Origin of the sequence: Siccirubricoccus deserti (assembly GCF_014283215.1) — a bacterium.
GTDB classification, from domain to species: Bacteria; Pseudomonadota; Alphaproteobacteria; order Acetobacterales; family Acetobacteraceae; genus Siccirubricoccus; species Siccirubricoccus deserti.
Genome location: NZ_JACOMF010000038.1, coordinates 20,094 through 40,261 on the forward strand (window position 1 = coordinate 20,094; position 20,168 = coordinate 40,261).

Annotated in this window: 17 protein-coding genes; 6 read left to right on the top strand and 11 right to left on the bottom strand. The window is 70.8% G+C overall.

The annotated features are described in order from the left end of the window. Positions 1–22: 22 nt before the first annotated feature. Together H7965_RS21790 and H7965_RS21795 are read left to right on the top strand one after the other, a co-directional pair. Positions 23–319 carry a hypothetical protein gene (locus H7965_RS21790; RefSeq protein WP_186772721.1) on the top strand — a complete coding sequence of 99 codons (297 nt, stop codon included), beginning with the start codon at positions 23–25 and terminating at the stop codon, positions 317–319. Between the two features lie 65 nt (positions 320–384). Then, a complete protein-coding gene (locus H7965_RS21795; RefSeq protein ID WP_186772694.1) occupies positions 385–1,155 on the top strand; it encodes a DUF169 domain-containing protein in 771 nt (256 codons plus the stop codon). A 62-nt stretch (positions 1,156–1,217) separates the two neighbouring features. On the opposite strand, the gene H7965_RS21800 is transcribed toward H7965_RS21795, so the two are convergent. The 8 genes from H7965_RS21800 to H7965_RS21835 form a co-directional block, all read right to left on the bottom strand. Continuing rightward, the gene (locus H7965_RS21800) at positions 1,218–2,480 is read right to left on the bottom strand and encodes a glycosyltransferase family 4 protein (protein WP_186772695.1); all 1,263 of its coding nucleotides are present in this window, start codon (positions 2,478–2,480) and stop codon (positions 1,218–1,220) included. Next, on the bottom strand, positions 2,473–4,764 hold the full coding sequence (locus H7965_RS21805) for a hypothetical protein (RefSeq protein WP_186772696.1): 2,292 nt from the start codon (positions 4,762–4,764) through the stop codon (positions 2,473–2,475). Before H7965_RS21805 ends, H7965_RS21800 begins: the two co-directional genes overlap by 8 nt. 98 nt (positions 4,765–4,862) lie before the next feature. Next, complete coding sequence (locus H7965_RS21810) at positions 4,863–6,647, bottom strand: acyl-CoA dehydrogenase C-terminal domain-containing protein (RefSeq protein WP_186772697.1); 1,785 nt, start codon at positions 6,645–6,647, stop codon at positions 4,863–4,865. Positions 6,648–6,710: 63 nt separating this feature from the next. Then, positions 6,711–9,092 carry a 3-hydroxyacyl-CoA dehydrogenase NAD-binding domain-containing protein gene (locus H7965_RS21815; protein WP_456308192.1) on the bottom strand — a complete coding sequence of 794 codons (2,382 nt, stop codon included), beginning with the start codon at positions 9,090–9,092 and terminating at the stop codon, positions 6,711–6,713. Continuing rightward, positions 9,092–10,228 carry a thiolase family protein gene (locus tag H7965_RS21820; protein WP_186772698.1) on the bottom strand — a complete coding sequence of 379 codons (1,137 nt, stop codon included), beginning with the start codon at positions 10,226–10,228 and terminating at the stop codon, positions 9,092–9,094. Before H7965_RS21820 ends, H7965_RS21815 begins: the two co-directional genes overlap by 1 nt. Positions 10,229–10,271: 43 nt before the next feature. Continuing rightward, positions 10,272–10,661: a MerR family transcriptional regulator gene (locus tag H7965_RS21825; protein WP_186772699.1), complete on the bottom strand. Its 390-nt coding sequence runs from the start codon at positions 10,659–10,661 to the stop codon at positions 10,272–10,274. Positions 10,662–10,733: 72 nt separating this feature from the next. Continuing rightward, positions 10,734–12,443, bottom strand: coding sequence for a long-chain-fatty-acid--CoA ligase (locus tag H7965_RS21830; RefSeq protein WP_186772700.1), 1,710 nt, complete (start codon positions 12,441–12,443; stop codon positions 10,734–10,736). A gap of 12 nt (positions 12,444–12,455) precedes the next feature. Continuing rightward, the gene (locus H7965_RS21835) at positions 12,456–13,781 is read right to left on the bottom strand and encodes an OmpP1/FadL family transporter (RefSeq protein WP_186772701.1); all 1,326 of its coding nucleotides are present in this window, start codon (positions 13,779–13,781) and stop codon (positions 12,456–12,458) included. Positions 13,782–13,971: 190 nt separating this feature from the next. Between H7965_RS21835 and H7965_RS21840 the strand changes: the two genes are divergently transcribed. The 3 genes from H7965_RS21840 (at position 13,972) to H7965_RS21850 (ending at position 15,931) form a co-directional block, all read left to right on the top strand. After that, positions 13,972–14,289: an SCP2 sterol-binding domain-containing protein gene (locus H7965_RS21840; RefSeq protein WP_186772702.1), complete on the top strand. Its 318-nt coding sequence runs from the start codon at positions 13,972–13,974 to the stop codon at positions 14,287–14,289. A gap of 300 nt (positions 14,290–14,589) precedes the next feature. Beyond that, positions 14,590–15,093, top strand: coding sequence for a GGDEF domain-containing protein (locus tag H7965_RS21845; RefSeq protein ID WP_186772703.1), 504 nt, complete (start codon positions 14,590–14,592; stop codon positions 15,091–15,093). A gap of 70 nt (positions 15,094–15,163) precedes the next feature. Continuing rightward, entirely contained in the window at positions 15,164–15,931 is a 768-nt protein-coding gene (locus tag H7965_RS21850; protein ID WP_186772704.1) for an FkbM family methyltransferase, read from the top strand. Between the two features lie 35 nt (positions 15,932–15,966). Here H7965_RS21850 and H7965_RS21855 read toward each other — a convergent pair whose 3' ends face one another. The 3 genes from H7965_RS21855 to H7965_RS21865 all read right to left on the bottom strand — a co-directional run bounded on the left by H7965_RS21855 (position 15,967) and on the right by H7965_RS21865 (position 19,359). Continuing rightward, entirely contained in the window at positions 15,967–17,082 is a 1,116-nt protein-coding gene (locus H7965_RS21855) for an LLM class flavin-dependent oxidoreductase (protein ID WP_186772705.1), read from the bottom strand. 148 nt (positions 17,083–17,230) lie between these two features. Then, positions 17,231–18,370 (bottom strand): iron-containing alcohol dehydrogenase, encoded by a 1,140-nt coding sequence (locus H7965_RS21860; protein WP_186772706.1) that lies wholly within the window; start codon positions 18,368–18,370, stop codon positions 17,231–17,233. 2 nt (positions 18,371–18,372) lie between these two features. Continuing rightward, entirely contained in the window at positions 18,373–19,359 is a 987-nt protein-coding gene (locus tag H7965_RS21865) for a Bug family tripartite tricarboxylate transporter substrate binding protein (RefSeq protein WP_186772707.1), read from the bottom strand. Positions 19,360–19,423: 64 nt separating this feature from the next. On the opposite strand from H7965_RS21865, the gene H7965_RS21870 reads away from it, so the two are divergent. Beyond that, positions 19,424–20,161: an SDR family oxidoreductase gene (locus H7965_RS21870; protein ID WP_186772708.1), complete on the top strand. Its 738-nt coding sequence runs from the start codon at positions 19,424–19,426 to the stop codon at positions 20,159–20,161. The last annotated feature ends 7 nt before the right edge of the window (positions 20,162–20,168 follow it).

A 20,168-nucleotide genomic window follows, 5' to 3' on the forward strand; every position in this document is an offset into this window, starting at 1 on the left:
CGGCAGGCCACGCGCGACCACAGTGTTCGGTAACCCTGGCTTCACCGAACCTGGCTTCCTCGACCGCTGGCCGAATGACTTCCGCTACGTGCCGGGGCTGCCGGTGCTGTGGAGCGCGGCACATCATTCGCTGCCGCTGACGGTCATCGTCGTCAACAGCGCCGGCAACGGCGCCATGCGCAGCTTCAGCCAGGAGCTTGCTGAGACCGAGCCACGGGCGCCGGAGGCGGCGCTGCACGCTGGCCTCATCACGCCCAGGCCGATGCCGATCAAGGTCACGGTGGATGCCGCGGTCCCGACACTCTATCAGAAGCCTTGACCGGCACGCGGCGCCACCCGCGCTTGCTGCCGCGCAACACCGGAACCGGGACACGAGGAAACGCCATGGCCGACACCGAAGCGCAGCGGCTCGTCGCCGATGTGAATGCGCTGCTGCGGCTCAAGACCACCATCATCGGCATGCAGCTGTTCGAGACGGTCGAGGAGATGGAGGCGATCCCCCGCATCCGCCGGCCGAAGGCACGCCACACCACCGACCAGATCGTCAGCATGGGCTCCCGCCTCGGCTGGACCGTCGGCATCACCCAGGATGACCTGGTCGGCGCGCAATGCGGCGCGGTGATCGGCCTCGCCCCGCGCGACGAGGATTTCCTCCGCGGCGAGCGCTACGTGAACGTCTGGCACGGCACTCAGCCGGATGCCCAGGCGCGGCAGGAGGCGCTGAGCTGCGTGCCCTTCGGCCGCTACAAGGCGATGGCGGTCAGCCCGCTGGAAAGCGGCCGGCTGCCGGCGCCAAAAATCTGCCTGGTCTATGCGACGCCGGGGCAGATGATCATCCTGATCAATGGGTTGCAGTACCGGAACTACAAAAAATTCGAATGGAGCGTGGTCGGCGAAACCGCCTGCGCCGACAGCTGGGGCCGGGCGTTGGCGACCGGGGAGCCGAGCCTCTCCCTGCCCTGCTTCGCCGAGCGTCGCTACGGCGGCGTGCCGGATGAGGAGATGCTGATGGCGCTCTCACCGGCCGACCTGCGGATCGCGGTCACCGGCATGCGGGCGCTGGCAAAGAACGGGCTGCGCTACCCGATCCCGCCCTATGGCATTCAGAACGATCCCTCGGCGGGGATGGGCCAGAGCTACGCCGGGAAGAAGTAGGGCAGATACTTGGCGGCGCGCAGAGGCGCGCTCGGGCCGGTCGAGAACCGGCCCCACTGGTCTCAGGCCGAGCGGCGCTGCTCGGCCGGCAGCTGGTCCAGGCAGGCCAGGTACTGCCGCGCCATCTCCGCCCCGTCGATCGGCCGCGGCAGCCCCGCGGCCAGGGTGGCCGCCAGCGCCGGGTTCATCGCCCGCCGCATCGCCGCCACCAGATCCGCCGGATCGCCGACCCGGGCATGCAATCCACTGACGCCGTCCTGCACCTTCTCCGCCATGCCGCCAATGCCGGAGCAGATCACCGGCCGGCCGGCGGCGAAGGCCTCCTGGATCACCACCGGCGAGTTCTCCCACCAGGTACTGGGCATCAGCACATAGTCGCAGGCCGCCATCAGCGGCCGCACCGCCTGGTTCTGGTAGGGGCCGGCGAAGCTGAGGAAGGGATGGCGGGCCACCGCTGCCTCCAGCCTCTCGCGGAAGGCGGCGGGCTGGCCGACGACGGTGCCGTGGATGCGCAGGGAAAGCCGTGCCGCCAGCGCCGGCTGAGCGGCGATCAGTTCCGCCGCGCCCAGCAGCACGTCGATCCCCTTGTAGGGGTTGAGCTGGCCGAAATAGCCGAACACCCAGGGTGCGTCGCCGGGCGGGCGGGGTGGAGCGGGCGCCGTTCCGGCCACGCCCGGCAACCCGTTCTCGATGACCGAGATACGCTCCCGCGGCAGCCCCCAAGCGATGTAGCGTTCCATCAGGAAGCGGCTCGGCGCGATGAACTGGCCGATGTTGGCGAAGGCGCCCAGGTAGCGGTTCCGGCGCAGCGTGAATTGCGCCAGCTCATGTTCCGGGAAGCAGGCGGTGCAGGCCTCGGCCGAGGCGGCGTGACAGAGCGCCTGGCCCGGCCGGGTCACCATCTGGCCATCCCGCTGGCAGATGGCGGTGTATTCGTGCAGCGTCAGCAGGCTGCGCAGCCCGGGCAGGCCACTGGCCATCTGCAGCCCGGAAAGGCCGATGTTCAGGTGATGGTGGAAGCTGGCGAGGCCGATGTTCTCCGCCCGCAGCAGCGCCACCAGCCGGCGCGCCAGCCCCGGCGAGCCAGGGTTGTAGAAGGGCTCGTTGCGCTCCGGCGCGAAGACCAGCGCACGCTCCCCCGGGGTGTCGAATTGCAGGCGGTTGCGGCTCGCCTCCGGGCAGGCGGCGATATGGATGGCGTCGTGACCGAGTTCGAGCAGCCCGCGGTACAGGGTATAGGCGGCGATCTCCGATCCACCCTTGGAGACCGAGGGGTGCGCATGCGCGACCACCGCGATGCGCGGCCGGCGCTGTGAACTAGCCATGCGGGGTCTCCGGCGCGAAGAGAAGGGCGTTCACCGCCCGCGCCAGCCTCCCAACGGGGACCAGCCGGCCCGGATCGGCGCCGGCACCGGGCGGCGGCGCGGCACGGTTCGGCGGCAGGGCGGGCAGGCCACTCGCCAGGCCGCCGACCGGCACCGGCTGCGTTGCCAGCCAACCGAGGCATTCGGCCCGGCGCCAGGCGAAGCAGGCGGTGCCGGCCGCCGCGGCGGCATCGAGCGGACCGGAGCGCAGCGTCAGGCTGAAGGGCGCCGGCCCAGGTGCCGCCAGCACATCCAGCAGCGCATCCCAGCCAGCGGCATCCGGGAAGGCGCCAGGGCCAAGAAAGATGAAGCGCTCGGCCCCAAGGGCGTCGAGCACCGTGGGTAGCGCATGCAGCGCCTGGGCCGGGTCCGGCAGCTCGAACAGGCTGCCGCGGGCCGCCACCTGCTCCTGCAATTCACCGAAACCGGCCAGCGCGGTGGCGCGGGTCTCGCCAGAGCCGAGCAGCAGCACGATCGGCGGCAGGTCAGGCCGGCGGTCCGCCAGCAAGGCCAGATCGGCCAGCAGCAGCGCCGCGTCGCTGCGGTCGGCGCCGATGGTGGCGAGGATCGCCGCCGGTGCCGGATGCAGCAGCACCAGGGTGGCGCGGGCGGCGGCGCGGCGCAGCCCGGCGCCGATCGCCCGGGCGAGGTCGGGAAACCAGGCCTCCCGCTCCAGCGCCGGGTAGAAGGTGAGCAATTCCTCAATCTCGGCGGAATGGCCGAGCAGGCGGAGCTGCGCCGGCGCGACGCGGTGGTTGCAGCCAATGCCGCCCTCGGTCACCAGCTTCAGCACCGCCTCGCCGGCATCCTCCGGCGCGAGCGGGCCGGCGAAGACGGCGGTGAAGCCGGCCGAGGCAGCCAGCCGGGCGGAGCCGCCCGCATTCTCCAGCAGGTCGCGGCGCGCGGTGCGGGTGATGCTGCCAGGCAGCACCGGCAGCACCCGCTCGCCCAGCCGCAGCAGGCGGGGCTGCATCGGCTGCTGCGGGCTGAGCGCCCAGCCGGCGACCAGGGCGCCGAAGCCAGGCACCACCACCAGCCGCTCGACATGCGCCTTCAGCCCGAGGGCGGCGGTCTCCGGCCCATCCGGCGCCCAGGCGTTGGTCGCCGCGGCCAGCCGCTGCAACGGCCGGAGGAAGCGACCGGACAGCTTGGCCGCGGCGGCGGCGAGCCGGGTGGCGCAGGCCGGCTCGTCCAGCCACTGGCTGGTATCGAGACATTCCAGCCGGTCGGCGCCATCGGGGCCGAACAGTAGTTGTGGGCGCGGTGTCTCGCTGTCCGGGCGCCAGGCGGTATCGACCGCGGCGGTGAAGGCGACGCCGCCTTCCGGCAGGTCCGGGCGTGCCTGCCAAGCAATGGCCATGCCGGCCGGGTGCAGCGTCTCCTCGCCGATCCGGCAGGGGAAATGGTGGCCTGCGGTCGGCCGCATCCAGCCGAACAGCCAGAGCGGCCCGCCGGTGGTCGCGCCGAAGGCCTCGATGAAGCCGGCCTGACGCGGCGGCGCCGTGGCCGCCGGCAGGGTGGTTGCGAGCTGCCGCAGGCTGGCCAGGGCGGCCGGCAGGTCGCGGGCGGCAGCTTCTGCCGAGGGCGGCGATGGGGGAAGGGCAACCGGCGGCGCCACGGGCGGGGCGACCGATGGCACGGATTCAGTGGCCGGTGGCGGCATGGCGGATGACGCCGGAACACCGGCCGGTGGCTGCTCGGATGAGGCAGCCGGCGGCACGGGTTCGGCAGTCGGCAGCGGCCTGGAAGAGGCCGCAGGCGGGGCCGGCACACCAGCCGGAGGGGGCACGGGCGGCGGCGATGCGGCGGCTGCCGCCGGCTCGGCCACGGGTGATGGCGGGTCGTCTCCCCCGGCATCGACCAGTTCGTCGAGGCTCGGCAGCGCGACCGCCGCGTGCAATGCCTCGCCGGTGCCGGCAAGACGCAGGCTCAGCACGCCGCCCTTGCCACGTTGAGCCCGCGCGACGGCAGTCTGGAAGGCCGTGCGCGGCAGGCGGAAACCGGCGGCGGCGGCGGCCTCACCCAGCCCCAGATCGGGCCGCGGCAGGCTGGTGCGGCAGGTGGCGATGACCGTCTCGCCGGCCAGGACCTCGATCTCGGCCGGCCGCCCGGGATGCGACGGGTCAACTGCCCAGCCGGTCAGCCCGAGAAACCTGCCAGCCCGCTCTACCACGCCGCGCGTCCGGGCCGGCGTCTCAATTTGCGCATCCATGTGTCGGAACAGCACCGATTCCAGGCGTGGCATTTGGCACGCCTGATTGTCGCATGCAAAGCTTCCCACACCCTTGCCGCAAAGTTACTGGAATCGATACAGCCCGAGCGCGCTTGGCAGGGTCCGGGACGCTACGGCTCCACCATCGCAAAATCCCGCAGAGCCTCGCCACCCGCCATCACCATGGCGGTCAGCGCGCTGGTCTGCGGCAGCATGCGCTGCATGAAGAAGCGCGCGGTCGCCAGCTTGGCCCGGTAGAAGCCGGTCTGGTCGTCCGCCTGCCGCGGCAGCGCCACCGCGGCCATCCGCGCCCAGGCGTAGGCCAGCGCGGTCAGGCCGAACAGCCGCAGGTAGTCGGTCGCGGCGGCGCCGGCCTCGAAGGGGTCGCCGAGGCCGCGCCGCGCCACCTCGGCGGTCGCCTGCTGCAGCCGGCCGAAGGCCTTCGACAGCGGCAGGATGAACGCCTCCATCGCCGGATCATCCTGCTGCGCCTCGATGAAGGCGAGCACCGGGTGGAAGAAGCGCCGCAGGTAGCGGCCGCCATGCGCGCCGAGCTTGCGGCCGACCAGGTCCAGCGCCTGGATGCCGTTGGTGCCCTCGTAGACCTGGGCGATGCGGGCGTCGCGGACGAACTGCTCCATGCCGTTGTCGCGGATGTAGCCATGGCCACCCCAGACCTGCATGCCAAGCGACGCCACCTCGAAGCCCGCATCGGTGAACAGCGCCTTGATGATCGGCGTCATCAACTGGACGAAGTCATCGGCCTCGGCGCGGGTCTCGGCGTCGGGGTGGCGGAGCGAGACATCATGCTCCAGCGCCGTCAGCGCCGAGAGGGCGCGGCAGCCCTCGGTCCAGGCGCGCATGGTCAGCAGCATGCGGCGCACATCCGGGTGGTGGATGATGGCATCGGCCGGCTGCCCGGGTTCCGCCGCACCGCCCAGGGCGCGGCCCTGCCGGCGGTCCTTGGCGTAGCTGAGGGCGTTCTGAGTGCTGACCTCGGCGATGCCGAGCCCCTGGACGCCGACACCGAGCCGCGCCTCGTTCATCATGGTGAACATGGCGGAGAGGCCCTTGTGCGGCCGCCCCACCAGCCAGCCCACCGCTTCCTCGAAGGCCAGGGCGCAGGTGGCGCTGGCCTTGATGCCCATCTTGTGTTCGAGGCCGGTGCAGGTGACGCCATTGCGCGCGCCCAGCCCGCCATCCGCCATCGGCAGGTATTTCGGCACGACGAACAGGCTGATGCCGCGCGTGCCCGGCGGCGCATCCGGCAGCTTCGCCAGCACCAGATGGATGATATTCTCCGTCAGGTCGTGCTCGCCGGCACTAATAAAGATCTTGCTGCCGGTGATGCGGTGGCTGCCATCCGGCCGCGGCACCGCGCGGGTGCGGATCAGGCCGAGGTCGGTGCCGCATTGCGGCTCGGTCAGGCACATGGTGCCAGACCATTCGCCGCTGACCAGCTTCGGCAGGTAGGTGGATTTCTGCTCGGCCGTGCCGTGCCTGTCGAGCGCCATATAGGCGCCGTGCGACAGGCCGGGATACATGCCGAAGGAGAGGTTGGCCGAACAGATCATCTCCTCGACCAGCATGCCGACCGACTTCGGCAATCCCTGGCCACCATAGGCGGAATCGGCGCCGAGCGCTGTCCAGCCGCCCTCGCGGAAGGCGCGATAGGCTTCGGGAAAGCCCCTCGGGGTGCGGACCACGCCATTCTCCAGCACGCAGCCCGCCTCGTCGCCGCTGCGGTTCAGCGGCAGCAGCACCTCGGCGCAGAAACGCGCGGCTTCCTCCAGCACCGGATCGATGAGGTCGGGGCCGAGTTCCTCGCAACCGGGCAGCGCGCGCAGGCGGTCCAATCCGACCACCTCGTTCAGCAGGAAGCGCATGTCGCGCAGCGGGGCTTGGTAGCTCGGCATGGGGCGATCTCCCGATCTGACCGTCATGGCCGACCATGACGAGTGGCGTGACGTCGCGGGCCGTCAGTTCCGCAGCGGGCGGCCGGTCTCCAGCATGTGCTCGACCCGGGCGAGGGTGGCCGGGGTCCGCAGCAGCGCCATGAAGCCCTTGCGTTCCAGCGCCAGCACCTCGGCCTCCGGTGTCTCCTCAGTGTGGTCGCGCCGGCCGCCGGTCAGCGTCTCGGCCAGCGTGTCGCAGACCACCCGGTCGTGCGGGGTGACGCGGCCGAGCGCCGCCTGCTGCTCCACCGCCAGCCGCAGCGCGGCGCGGCCGGAGGCACCAGGCAGCCGCAGCGGCCTGGTCTCCGGCGGGACATGTCCCTCGATCATCGCCAGCGCCCGCGCCTTGGCATCGGCCAGCAGCCGGTCGTGGTTGAAGGTGATGCCATCCGTCTGCCGCAGCAGCAGCATCTCCTTCGCCTCGAAGGCGGATTTCGCCACCTGCGCGGTCGAGATCATCTCAAAGGCCTTGGCCACCGGCGGCATCGGGCCCTTGGGCGCGCGTGGGTTCTCGGCCCAGCGGCGCAGCATGGTGGTGCAGCCGCCCCAACCGGGGATGAGGCCGACGCCGGCTTCGACCAGCCCAATATAGGTCTCGGCATGCGCCTGCACCGCGGCGCAATGCAGCAACACTTCGCAGCCGCCGCCGAGCGCCATGCCTGAGGGGGCGCCGACCACCGGAAAAGGCGCCGCGCGCAATGCCCGCATCGCCTTCTGTCCGCCCTCCACCATGCTCTCGATCTCGCCCCAGGCGGCGATGTTGGCGGCAAACAGGGCGAGGCCGATGTTGGCACCGACGCTGAACTGCTCGCCCTCAGTGTGGATGACGAGCGCCTTGAAGGCCCCCTGCTTCCCCATCGCCACCGATTTGCCGAGCATCGCCAGCGTATCGGGGTCGATCGCATTCATCTTGGAATGGAATTCCAGGCAGGCGACGCCGTCGCCGATGTCCCAGAGCGAGGCGCTGCCATTCCGCGCCAGCGGCTGGCCGCGGCGCTTCACATCGGCCAGCAGCAGCACGCCCGCTGGGCGCGGCACCGGGTGGTAATCACCATCGGTGCCGAAGTATTCCAGGACACCGGCCTCGACGCGGTAGAAGCTGCCCTCGCCCAGCCGCGCCAGCAGCGGCGGCACCGGCCTGCCGTCCTCGGCCAGCGCCCGCGCCAGCCAGGCAGCGCCGAGCCGATCGATCAGCTCGAACGGCCCGTATTTCCAGTTGTAGCCGAGCCGCATGGCGGCATCGACATCCGCCACGCTGTCGGCGATCTCCGGCACCAGCGACGCGGCGTAGCCGAGCAGGTCGAGCAGCACCGCCCGCAGGTAGCGTCCACCGCGGTCCGGATGCGTGGCCTGCGCCCGCAGGTCGCGCAGCGACAGGCTTTCGAGCCGCGGCGTCTCGCTCTCCCGGTACTCGCCGGTGGTAAGGTCGAGGGCACGCTTCAGGCTCTCGCCATCGGCCCCTTTGACGCGGGTGTAGAAGCCGCCTTTGGCTTTGCGCCCGGTGCGACCCTCGGCGATCATCTTCAAGATGACGGCATGCTCGCGCAGCCCCTGCACATAGGGATCGGTGCCGGGCAGCGTCGCCTTCATGCTGGCAGCGACATGCGGCATCAGGTCGATGCCCACCAGGTCGAGCAGCCCGAAGACGCCGGTCTTCGGCACGCCGATCGGGCGGCTCATCAGAGCATCCGCCTCCTCCACCGTCAGGCCGAGGTCGATGGCGCGGTTGATGGCGGATTGCATCCACAGCCCGCCGATGCGGTTGGCGATGAAGCCCGGCCGATCCTTGCAGGGGATCACGGTCTTGCCGAGGCTGCGGTCGGCGAACTCACTGATGGCCGCGACCGCCTCCGCCCGCGTCGCCGGCCCGCGCACCATCTCCAGCAGCCGCATGTAGCGCGGCGGGTTGAAAAAATGGGTGATGAGGAAATCCATGGCGAAGCTGTCGCCACGGCCCTCCACCAGCGCGGCCAGCGGAATTGTCGAGGTGTTGGAGGAGAGGATGGAGCCGGGCTTTCGCACCGCGTCGAGCTGGGCGTAGAGCGCGCGCTTGGCCTCAGGCTGCTCGATGATCGCCTCGATGATCCAATCGCATCCGGCCAGCAGCGCAAGGTCGCCGCCGAGGTCGCCCGCCGTCACCAGCCGCGCCGCGCCCCGGTGCATGAAGGGCGCCGGTTCGGCCCGCAGCATGGCCTGCACCGCCCTGGCCGCGCCGCCGGCCACGATGTCCAGCAGCACGACAGGAATGCCGGCATTCGCCACCTGCGCCGCAATGCCGGCGCCCATGACCCCGGCGCCCACCACGCCGACCCGCCGGATGGGGGACCCCGGCGGCACGGCGCCGGTTGGCGCGGTCATGGCCTGCGCCTCGGTCGCCACCATCGGCGCGCCGGTCGTGCCGGACATCACACCGCCTCCAGCACCGTGGCGATGCCCTGGCCGCCGCCGATGCATTGCGTCGCCAGCGCGTAGCGCCCGCCTTCCCGTTGCAACAGCTGCGCCGCCTTGCCGGTGATACGCGCGCCGGTCGCCCCCAGCGGATGGCCGAGGGCGATGGCGCCGCCATCCAGATTCACCTTCGCCTCTTCGATGCCAAGCTCGCGCAGGCAGGCCAGTGCCTGGGAGGCGAAGGCCTCGTTCAGCTCCACCACATCGAGGTCGCGCGCCGCAATGCCAGCGCGGGCCAGCGCCTTCCGCGTCGCCTCCACCGGCCCCATGCCCATCACCTCCGGCGCGCAGCCGGCGACCGCCACCGATTTCACCTTCGCCAGCGGCGTCAGCCCATGGCTGCGGGCGTATTCGGCCGAGCAGACCAGCAGCGCCACCGCGCCATCCGTAAGGGGAGAGGCGGTGCCGGCGGTCACGCTGCCATCCTGGCGGAACGCCGGCTTCAGGCCCCCCAGCCCCTCGGCGCTGGTTTCCGGCCGGATGCAGCCATCCTGCGCCACCGGCTTGCCGGCAACCTCGACGGGGGTGATCTCGGCCTCCAGCCTTCCCTCGCGCTGCGCCGCCGCCGCCTTGGCGTGACTGCGCACGGCGAAGCCATCCTGCTCGGCTCGGGTGAGCTGGTAGCGGCGGGCGACATTCTCCGCCGTCTCGCCCATGGAGATGTAGGCCTGCGGGTAGCGCTCCGCGAGGCCGGGATGTGGCATCGGGTTGAAGCCCATCATCGGCACCCGCGACATGCTCTCGACGCCCGCACAGAGGAATGCGTCCCCGGCGCCCATGTGGATCGCGCCCGCGGCCTGGTGCACCGCCTGCATCGAGCTGCCGCAGAAGCGGTTCACCGTGGTGCCGCCCATGCTCTCCGGCAGGCCGGCGATGAAGGCGATGAGCTTCGCCGCGTTCAGCCCCTGCTCGCCCTCCGGGAAGGCACAGCCGAGGACGAGGTCCTCGACGGTCGCCGGGTCGATCCCGGTGTCGGCGACCAGGGCGCGCACCACCTGCGCCGCCATCTCATCAGGCCGCAGCTTCACCAGCTCGCCCTTATGGGCGAAGTGGAATGGCGAGCGGCGATAGGCCGCGATCACCACATCGGTCATGCCGCTGTTCCTCGTCCTGCCGGCCGGGGCGGCGGTATCCGCCTCAGCCGCGCGTTGCTTCCCGCGCCGCCAGCGCCTCGGCCGCCTCGCGCGCCACCTCGTGCAGTTCGGCCAGGGTCTGGTCGAGGTCGCGCCGCTGCTGCTCCAGCTCGGCGATGCGTTGCCGGGCCTTGGCCAGCAGCAGCCCGACCTGGGACAGCTGGCTGCGGTCGGCATCGTAGAGGTCGAGGTATTCGCGGATCTCGGCCAGAGAGAAGCCGAGCCGCTTGCTCCGCAGCACCAGCAGCAGCCGTCCGCGGTCGTGTCGGTCGAACACCCGCGTCGTGCCGGCCCGGCGCGGCGCGATCAGCCCCTTCGCCTCGTAGAAGCGGATGGCGCGCGCGGTGACGCCGAGTTCCTCTGCCAATTGGTTGACGGTGAAGAAATCGTGCATCCCTGCCCGCGTCCCCGGCCTTGCCGCTTGGAAGATGGCCCGGCACAAACCGCTCCGCAACGACCTGTCGCATCACCTCTTGTCCTTGCGCAACGCCAGCAACTCCGCCTTCAACTCTTTTTTCGAAAGCTTGCCGACGGCGGTGCGCGGCAGGCTTGCGCGGATCTCGATCCGCCGCGGCCGTTCGATGGCGGACAGCTTGTCACGCAGGAATTCACGCAGCGCATCGGCATCCGTCGTGCTGCCCGGCCGCAACTCGACAAATGCGACCGGATGCTCGCCGCGATAGGGATCCGGCGCCCCCACCACCGTCGCCGCCACCACATCCGGGTGACGGTACAACACCTCCTCGATGGTGCGCGGATAGACATTGTAGCCGGAGCAGAGGATCAGATCCTTGATCCGATCGATGAGGGTGACATAGCCATCGGCATCCATGACCCCGACATCGCCAGTGCGGAGGAAGCCATCCTCGCCGAGCACCGCGGCGGTCTCCTCCGGCCGCCGCCAATAGCCGGCCATGACGTTCGGCCCGGCGACGCAGAGCTCGCCCGGCTCGCCCGGCAGCAGCACCGTGCCGGAGCCGTCCAGCGCGCGGATCTCGACCCGGACCGCGGGCAGTGGCAGGCCGATGCTGCCCGGCCGGTTCTCACTCTCGACCGGGTTGCAGAGGCAGACCGGGGAGGCCTCGGTCAGCCCGTAGCCCTCCACCAGCACGCAGCCAGAGGCGGCCTCGAACGCCCGCTTCACCTCCAGCGGCAGCGGCGCGCCGCCGGAGATGCAGAGCTTCACCGACGCCAGTTCCCCCGGCTTGGCGCCCCCCGGCTTCGCGCAATGGTCGAGCACCGCCTTGAACAGCGTCGGCACGCCGAAGAACAGGGTCGGCCGGGTGCGGCGGATGGTGGCCAGCAGTTGCGCCGGCTCGAACCGCGGCAGCAGCACCAGCTCGGCCCCCCAGCCGATGCCGGCGTTCAGCACCGAGGTCAGGGCGAAGACATGGAAGAAGGGCAGCACCGCCAGCACCCGCTCCTGCCCGGGGATATTGCCGGGCGACCAGGCCTGCACCTGCGCCAGGTTGGCGGTGAGGTTGGCGTGGGTCAGCATCGCCGCCTTCGGCGTGCCGGTGGTGCCGCCGGTGTATTGCAGCACGGCGACGTCACCCGGCCGCACAGCCAGCGGCGCCGCGATCGGCGGCGCCGTGGCCAGCCCTTCCCAGTGCAGCACCCGCGGGTCATCGGCCGGGACGCGGGCGATGGCGCGACGCCGCAGCAGCCGGAAGCCGAGGCCCTTCAGCATCGGCAGCGCCGCCGCGAAGCGGCACACCACCACGCGGCCCACCGGCCCCTTACCCAGCAGCCCGAGCACCCGCGGCAGGATGGGGTCGAGGTCGGGCGCCACCATCAGCGTGACCTCGGCGTCCCGTGCCTGCGCCGCCAGCTCCTCGGCAACATGCAGCGGGTTGAAATTCACCACCGTCGCCCCGGCCCGCAGCGCGCCGTAGAAGGCCATGGGGTAGTAGGGCGAGTTCGGCAGGCAGAGCCCGACATGCGACCCCGGGCCGATGCCGAGCCGGCGGAAGCCCTCCGCCACCCGTGCCACCGCCTCGCCGAGCTCGGCATAGCGCCAGCGGCGGCCGAGGAAGTCCAGGCAGGGGCGGTCGGCGAAGCGGGCGACCGCGTCCTCGAACATCGCTGGCAGGGTGCCGGGCTCCGGCACCATGTCCCAGGCAATGCCGGGCGGGTAGGACCGTAGCCAGGGGTAGGTTGGCGCGATGATCTGCATGGGGCTTGCGCCTCAGAACAGGAAACGCAGCTGCGCGGTCACGATATCGACCGAGGCGCTGTAGACGGAGTTCAGGTTGCCGCGCAGCAGGTTGCTGCTGCCCGGCCCGGGATCGGCCAGCTCCACCCTGGCGTCCGGCGCGAAGATGTGGGTGTAGCCGGCCGAGACGATCACGCCCGGCTTCAGCGCGTAGCTGGCGCCGATCGAGAGCCAGGTGCGGTCGTTGTCCGGGATGCGTGGCGTGCGCTCCGCCGTGCGCACCGGCGTCTGGTCATGGGCGATGCCGGCCCTGAGGGTCAGCGCCTCATTCCAGCGATACTCGCCGCCGAGCGAGAGGAACCAGTTGTCGCGCCAGCGCTGCTCGGTGACCGAGGGCGCCCGACCGTTGTCGAAGGTGACCACCAGTTCCTGGAAGCGGGACCAATTGGTCCATTCGGCGCCTACCAGCAGGGTGATCCGGTCGTCGATGCGTTGCTGGAGGCCGAGCGTCAGCGTCTCCGGCGTCACCAGCTTGGCGCGGGCGCTGGTGTGGGCGAAGTCCCGCGGCCCGGTGAGCGGGGCCGGCACGCCTTCGAAGCTCGCATCGCCCTTCAGCCCGTGGAACACTGCGGAGCGGAAGGCGAGGCCGAGCCGGGTGCCGACGAGCGGCTCCCATTGCGTGCCGATCTGCCAGCCGAGGTCGATGTCATTGCCGCTGACGGTGGCACGGCCGTCGCGGCTGCCGGGGACCAGCCCGGCCCGGGCGCCGACGGCGCCGAAATCAACCGCGTTGGACAGCCGCGCCACGGCATACTGGATGTGGAGCGCGGCACCGAAGGCGAGGTTCGGCAGTGGCCGCCAGGACACCGCCGGGGCGATGTCAACGGTCCGCAGCGAGGAGGTGAGCGCGTGGTAGAGGCTGATGGATTCATTGGCGGATTTCGTCACCAGCCCCCAGGGCGCGGTGACGCTCAGGCCGACACGCCAGTCGGGGCCGATGGCGGTGGTGGCATAGACTGCGGGGACGAAGGCATCGACCCCGATGTCGCCGCCGAGCGAGCCGGCGATGCGGGACCCGCCGAGAGTGGCATTGCGGGTCGCGGTGCCGGAGATCGCCTCGACGGCCGGGAAGACGCCGGAACCGACGATTGCGACCTGGGTGCCGGGCAGCCAGGCCATGGCGGCGGGGTTGAAGAAGATCATGCTGGGATCGTCGCCGCGCGCCGCAGCGCCGGCGAAGGCGGCGCCCTGCCCTACCGCACTCTGCTCGCGCAACTCATAGCCGGTGGCTCGGGCGTCGGTAGCAAGGATGACGGCACCGAGGGCGGCGGCGGTGCCTATGCTGCTGCTACGCTGCATGACTTGCCATACTCCCGCCCCGAATGTGCCGCCGGTGACAGTGTACTCACCTAATATCAAAGAATATTACGTATAGGTCAACCATAACGCGCCCGGTCGGGCGCCGGTTTCCAGGCGCCATATCCTTGAATATCAATACATTTACGCTTGGCCGCCGCACGCCCGGATCACGCAGGAAGGAGTGCCACCAATGCCCGATGCCGCCAGCCTGATCGCCAGCCTTGAAGCCCGCGCCGGGGCGCTGCGGCGGCTGGGCTACCGGGTGCGCTTCGACCTGACCGACACCGGGGAGGCGATCCTGCTCGACGGCACCGGGCCGGCCGCCGTCATCACCGCCACCGCGCCGGAGACCGAGGCCGATACGGCGCTCAGCCTCTCGGCCACGGATCTGGAACGGCTGATCGCCGGGCGGCTGAGCCCGATGCTGGCGTTCTCGACCGGCCGGCTGCGGATCGAGGGGTCGAAGGGTGTCGCCATGAAGCTGGCCGGCATGTTGGATGAGGAATAATTCCAGGGACCGGTTCACCGATCGGCCCTGAGCCACAGATCCAGCCCGCGCCAATCGGTACGAAGCCAAGCAGATCGGAGATTTGCGCCTGGCGCTTGAGTCCCCTTAATGTGTCCAGCGCTCAGGGCTGTTAATGCGATTGCAGGCTTGACAGCCGCGCCGGGAGACCTTCCGGACCATTCCGAAATCGTCCAAATTCGGCCAGCGGTACGCAAACTGATTAACGCTGCGGCAACCGCATTCTGCCTTCTATGCCGCCAGCCAGCGCCGGTTGCCGATGCGCTTTGTCAGGAAGGCCAGATGATCAACGCCGCCCGTGGTGACCAGAAGGACCCGCTGACCGGCGCAGCGACCGAAGCCGCGCTGCACCGCTTCCTGGAGGCGGTGCTGGGCCTGACCGAACCCGGCGGGCCACTGGTCGGGCTGCTGTGCCTGGAGGTGGACAGCCTCGACCTGCTGCGGGCCCGCCATGGCCAGGCGACCGCCGATGCGGTGCTGCTCGGCGTCTCCGACCGGTTGCAGGAGGTCATCCGCGGCCATGACCTGGTCGGGCGCATGGGCGCCGGCTTCGCCATCTGCCTGGCCGAGATCTTCCCCGCCCAGGCCGCCACCGCGGCGGAGCGGCTGCGCGCGGCCATCGCCGATGCCCCGGTGCCGACCCCGGCCGGGGCCATGCCGGTGAGCTGCAGCATCGGCATGGCGGTCGGCCGCGACCTGCCGGGGGATGCGCTGGTGTTCTCGGCGCGCGACGCGATGTGGACGGCGCGCCACCGCGGCGGCGACCAGGTCGTCGCCGCCTCCTGAACGCCGGGCTGGAAGTTTTGACAAGGCAGGGGCGAACCGCGAGGGTCGGGGCTTCCGCATCGCGGCTGCCATGACCGATCCCATTCCAAGGCTGTTCGCCCTGCAGGACAGCGCCAATATCTTCGAGGACATCATCGCCGGCCTCTACCGGGCGGTGCTCGCCCCCGGCGCCCTCGCGGTGGATGGCGGCGCCAACCGTGGCCTGCACAGCTTTCCCATGGCCGAGCTGGTCGGCCCGACCGGCCATGTCATCGCCTTCGAGCCCATCCCCTGGCTGGCCGAGACCCTGCGCATCGAGCGCGACCAGCGCCGCCTGCCACAGCTCGAGATCCGGCAGGAAGCGCTGGCCGAGCAGGACGGCAGCGCCAGCTTCCACTGGATTCGCAATGCCGACGGCTACAGTGGCCTGCAACCCCGCCCCTATCCCCTGCCGCCGGAACGCGAGCTGATCGCGGTGGAGACCATCCGCCTAGACCAGGTGCTGGCGGGCACCGGGCGGGCCTGGCGCTTCGTCAAGCTTGACCTTGAGGGCGGCGAGTTCCGCGCGCTGCAAGGCGCCGCCGAGGCGATGGCGCGGCATCGGCCGGTGATCGTCTTCGAGAATGCCCGGGCCGGCTCCGCCAGCGCCTATGGCTATGATGCCGAGAGCTATTTCCGCTTCTTCGAAGGGCTGGGCTACCGGCTGCGCGACCTGTTCGGCCGGCCGTTCGGCCGCGCCGAATGGGACTCGCCCGGCCTGCCCTGGTATTTCATTGGCGCCGCCGAGGCGGCGGACCAGGCGCTGCTCGACCGGGCAGTGCCGGAGATCCTGCAGGTGGTGCTGCAGCAGGCAGGGTGAAGGCCGGGGCGCTTCCGCCCCGGCGACCGCCGCCGCTACTGCGCCGCCGCCAGCGCTCCCTGCGGCTTCGCCGGCAGCAGATGCTTCACCTTCGGCAGCACCTCGGTCTGCAGCATGCCGAGCGAGGTGCGCCACGCCTCCGGCTGGTCCTTGTAGTCGAAGCCGAAGACCAGGATCTGCCCGAAGCCGCCGACGTCGTGATAGACCTTCTCCAGCTTCTCGATGACCGTCTTGGGTGAGCCGACGATCCAGTTGTGCTTCGCGCAATACTCCACCGTCACGTCGCTGTCGGCGACCTCCGGGCTGTGCTTCAGGTATTCCTTGAAGCCGAAGTTGGACAGCAGCGGCAGGAAGTATTCGCCCATCATCCGGCCCATCATGGAACCGACGGAAAGCCGCCAGGCCTCCTCGTCGGTCTCGGCGACGAAGACCTCCCGCACCAGCCGCCAGTCGCCGCGCCAGGGCGTGCGACCCGACTTGCGCGCGCCGGCCTCAACGCTGTCCCAATGGCTGCTGACATAGGCTGGATTGAGGTTCAGCGAGAGCGGCAGGAAGCCCCGCTCCCCGGCCAGCTTCAGCGTGTCGGAGTTCTTCGACAGGCCCGCCACGCCGATCGGCGGATGCGGCCGCTGCAAGGGCAGGATGTGCGGCTTGAGGAAGCCGAACATGGTCTCCGGCTTGTCCACCTTCCAGTACTTGCCCTCGTAGTGGAACGGCCCCTCCTCGCTCCAGAGCTTCAGGATGATCTCCAGCGCCTCCCGCGTCATGTCGCGGTTGGCGCCGGACATGCCGTCCACGTTGAACATCGCCCAATCGCTCGGCAGGCCGCTGGCGGCGATGCCGAACATCAACCGCCCGTCCGAGAGGTGGTCGAGCATGGCGACGCGGTTCGCCAGCTCGGCCGGGTGGTGGTAGGGCAGCAGGAAACCGCCGGGGCCGATGCGCAGCCGCTTGGTCTGCAGCAGCGCCTGGGCGACCAGCAGGTCGGGCGCCGGATGCGGCTCCCAGGGCGCGGTGTGGTGCTCGCCGATCCAGGCCTCGGTGAAGCCCAGCTCATCCAGCCACCGCAGGGTCTGGAGATCCCACTCATGGCCTTCCTTCAGGCCCCGCTCCGGCGGGTGGGAAGGCATGGAGAAATATCCGAATTCCATCGCGGCCGTCCTCCGTATGGCGGGGTTAACCCCCGCTTGGCGTCGGATGCTCGCGCCGGTTGTTGCCGTAGGCAAGGAAGAAAGGCGAGGGAGGGAACTCCCCCGAGTTTCCTCCCTTTTCCGTGAGCCTCCTGTTTCTGCGAGTCTGCTACGTCATCAACCGCAAGATTTCGGCTACATCGGCGACGCTGCGGACCGGACGGGGGTTGGTGGCGATGGGCGGACCTCCGTCCCAGCGGGCGGCGAGGCCGTCGATCTCCTCCTGCCCAATACCGACCTCGGCGAGGGTCGTCGGCAGGCCGAGGCCGCGGATGAAGCCGCGCAGCGCCTCCGCCCCGGTCGCGCCGCCGAGGATACGGGCGATATCCGCCTGCCGGTCGGCATTCACCGGCGCATTCCACTGCATCACCGCCGGCAGCCCGAGGCAGGAGGTGATGCCATGCGGCACCCCCCTCGCCCCGCCGAGGATGTAGCCGATGCCATGGCTGGCCCCGGTCGGCACCCCGGCCCAGCCGCCCATGACCGAGAGCCACATCGCCTGCTGCGCCACGCCGCGGGCGGCAAGGTCGCCGGGGTCACGATGGACCGCCGGCAGCGCCACCGCCAGCATCTCCAGCGCCTGGCGGGAGACGGCGTCCGAGAAGGGCGCGCGCTCCGCCGCGCACCAGCGCTCCACCGCATGGTCGACCGCACGGATGCCGGAGGAGAGCAGCAGCTCCGCCGGCGTTTCCAATGTCGCCGCCGGGTCCAGCACCACCGCGCGCGGCACCTGCATCGCCTGGGTCGAGCGGTATTTCCGCCCGGCGGCGAGGTCGGTGAAGCCGGCATGCGGGGCGAACTCCGCCGCCGAGAGCGTGGTCGGCACGGCGATGATGCGCGGGCTCGGCTCCACCCGGTCCCAGGCCGCGGCAGCGGCGCCCCGCGTGCCGGCGCTGGCAACCAGCGCCGGGCCATCCGTGATGCCGTTCCATACCGCGAAGCAGGCCACCTTGGCGCCGTCGATAACGCTGCCGCCGCCGAGCGCCACCACCCGCTCCGCCCCGCTCTCCCGAAGCAGCGCGGCGAGCGCGAGCACATCCTCCACCGGCGAATGCGCCCGCATGGCGGCGTGCTCGGCGACCAGCTTCGCGCCAATCGCCGCCCGCACCGCCGCGGCGATGCGGCCGCCGGCCAGCGAGCGCGTCGTCGCCAGCAGCACCTTGCCGCAATCCTCAATCTCCGGCGGCACGCCCTCGGCCACCGCGGCATGGCGGACGCGCTGCTGCGCCGGCCAGCTATGCAGCGTCATGCTCATTCCGCGATCGCGCCCGCATCGCGCACCACCTGCGCCCAGAAGGGCATCTCTTTCTCCGAGAAGGCGGCGAAGGCCTCGGGGCTCTCGCTCGCGATCGACTGCAGCCCCTCCTGGGCGAAACGGTCCTTCACGGACTGCTGCGCCAGCACCTCGCGCAGCACGTCGAAGTAGCGGTCGCGGATCGCCTTCGGCAGCCGGGCCGGACCGTAGAAGCCATACCAGCCGGAGATGTCGAGCGCCGGCAGCCCGGCCGTGCCGGAGCCGGGCACGTCGGGGATCACCGGCGAGGCCGCGGTGGTCGAGAGCGACAGCGCCGTCAGCCGGCCGGCGCGGACATGCGGCAGCGCCACCGGCGGCGTACCGATGAGGATCTCGACATCCCCGCTCAGCACCGCGGTCAGCGAGGGCGCGCCGCCGCGGAAGGGCACATGCGTCAGCTCCAGCCCGGTGGCCTTCGACAGCATCGAGCCGGTCAGGTGGCTCGGCGTCCCGATCCCGGGGGTGGCGTAATTCCATTTGCCCGGGCTGCTGCGGATGCGCCCCAGCAGTTCGCCGAGGGTGTTGATGCCCTTGTCCGCGTTCACCGCGATGATGGTCGGCAGGTCGCAGACCTGGGTGATCGGCGTGAAATCGGCGATAGGGTCGAAATTCACCCGGCGGAACATCGCCGGATTCACCGCATGGCTGAAATTGCCGCCGAGCAGGACAGTGTACCCATCCGGATCGCTGCGCGCGACATGTTCGGTGGCGATGTTGGAGCCGGCGCCGGGACGGTTGTCCACCACCACCGTCTGTCCAAGCGCGCGGCCGAGCGGATCGGCCAGGGTCCGCGCCAGGAAATCCGCCGAGCCCCCGGGTGGGAAGCCGATCACCAGGCGAATCGGGCGTGCCGTCGGCCAGGCGCCCTGGGCCAGGGCCGGCGTGGCGAGCGACGCCATCATCGCCGCGAAGATGTTGCGACGAAACATTTCGTGCTGACGCACCCTGTCCTCCGATTACAGTTAGGCGCCATGGTGCCTGCGAAAGCCACCGGACGGGAGGGGCGTGATGACGAAGCGGAGAGTTTTGCTGGTGACGGGCGGCGGGCGCGGCATCGGCGCGGCGGTGGTTCGGCTGGCTGCGGCGCGCGGCTGGGATGTCGCCTTCACCTACGCCGGCAACCGGGCGCGGGCGGCGGAGACCGAGGCGGCGGCGGTGGCGGCAGGCGCCTCGGTGCTGGCGCTGCAGGCGGATGTGGCGGACCCCGCCGCCGTCGCCGCCAGCTTCGCCGCCATCGATGCCCGCTTCGGCCGGCTGGATGCGCTGGTGAACAATGCCGGCGTCACCGGGCCGAAGGGTACCTTGGCCGAGACGCCGGAGGCGGTGTGGGAACTGGTGCTGCGCACCAACGTCATCGGCCTCGTCACCTGCTGCAAGGAAGCGCTGAAGCGGCTGCCGCAGGGCGGTGCCATCGTCAACGTCTCCTCCCGCGCCTCGGTCTTCGGTGGCCCGGGCGAGTGGATCCACTACGCCGCGAGCAAGGGCGCGGTGGATACGCTGACCATCGGTCTGTCGAAGGAGGCGGCGGCGCAAGGGGTGCGCGTCAATGCGGTGAACCCAGGTCTCATTGAGACAGAGCTGCATGCCGCGGCGGGCATGCCGGACCGCGTCGCCCGCATGTCGGTGGGTGTCCCGCTCGGCCGCGGCGGCAGCGCCGAGGAGGTGGCGGAGCCGGTGCTCTGGCTGCTGAGCGACGCGGCCAGCTACATCACCGGTGCGCTGGTGCCGGTCGGCGGCGGGCGCTGAGGCCACC

Excerpts from the sequence above, each read along its gene's own strand:
- H7965_RS21795 (WP_186772694.1), top strand. The coding sequence starts at position 385 with ATGGCCGACACCGAAGCGCAGCGGCTCGTCGCCGATGTGAATGCGCTG.
- H7965_RS21800 (WP_186772695.1), bottom strand. The coding sequence starts at position 2,480 with ATGGCTAGTTCACAGCGCCGGCCGCGCATCGCGGTGGTCGCGCATGCG.
- H7965_RS21805 (WP_186772696.1), bottom strand. The coding sequence starts at position 4,764 with ATGCCACGCCTGGAATCGGTGCTGTTCCGACACATGGATGCGCAAATT.
- H7965_RS21810 (WP_186772697.1), bottom strand. The coding sequence starts at position 6,647 with ATGCCGAGCTACCAAGCCCCGCTGCGCGACATGCGCTTCCTGCTGAAC.
- H7965_RS21815 (WP_456308192.1), bottom strand. The coding sequence starts at position 9,092 with ATGTCCGGCACGACCGGCGCGCCGATGGTGGCGACCGAGGCGCAGGCC.
- H7965_RS21820 (WP_186772698.1), bottom strand. The coding sequence starts at position 10,228 with ATGACCGATGTGGTGATCGCGGCCTATCGCCGCTCGCCATTCCACTTC.
- H7965_RS21825 (WP_186772699.1), bottom strand. The coding sequence starts at position 10,661 with ATGCACGATTTCTTCACCGTCAACCAATTGGCAGAGGAACTCGGCGTC.
- H7965_RS21830 (WP_186772700.1), bottom strand. The coding sequence starts at position 12,443 with ATGCAGATCATCGCGCCAACCTACCCCTGGCTACGGTCCTACCCGCCC.
- H7965_RS21835 (WP_186772701.1), bottom strand. The coding sequence starts at position 13,781 with ATGCAGCGTAGCAGCAGCATAGGCACCGCCGCCGCCCTCGGTGCCGTC.
- H7965_RS21840 (WP_186772702.1), top strand. The coding sequence starts at position 13,972 with ATGCCCGATGCCGCCAGCCTGATCGCCAGCCTTGAAGCCCGCGCCGGG.
- H7965_RS21845 (WP_186772703.1), top strand. The coding sequence starts at position 14,590 with ATGATCAACGCCGCCCGTGGTGACCAGAAGGACCCGCTGACCGGCGCA.
- H7965_RS21850 (WP_186772704.1), top strand. The coding sequence starts at position 15,164 with ATGACCGATCCCATTCCAAGGCTGTTCGCCCTGCAGGACAGCGCCAAT.
- H7965_RS21855 (WP_186772705.1), bottom strand. The coding sequence starts at position 17,082 with ATGGAATTCGGATATTTCTCCATGCCTTCCCACCCGCCGGAGCGGGGC.
- H7965_RS21860 (WP_186772706.1), bottom strand. The coding sequence starts at position 18,370 with ATGACGCTGCATAGCTGGCCGGCGCAGCAGCGCGTCCGCCATGCCGCG.
- H7965_RS21870 (WP_186772708.1), top strand. The coding sequence starts at position 19,424 with ATGACGAAGCGGAGAGTTTTGCTGGTGACGGGCGGCGGGCGCGGCATC.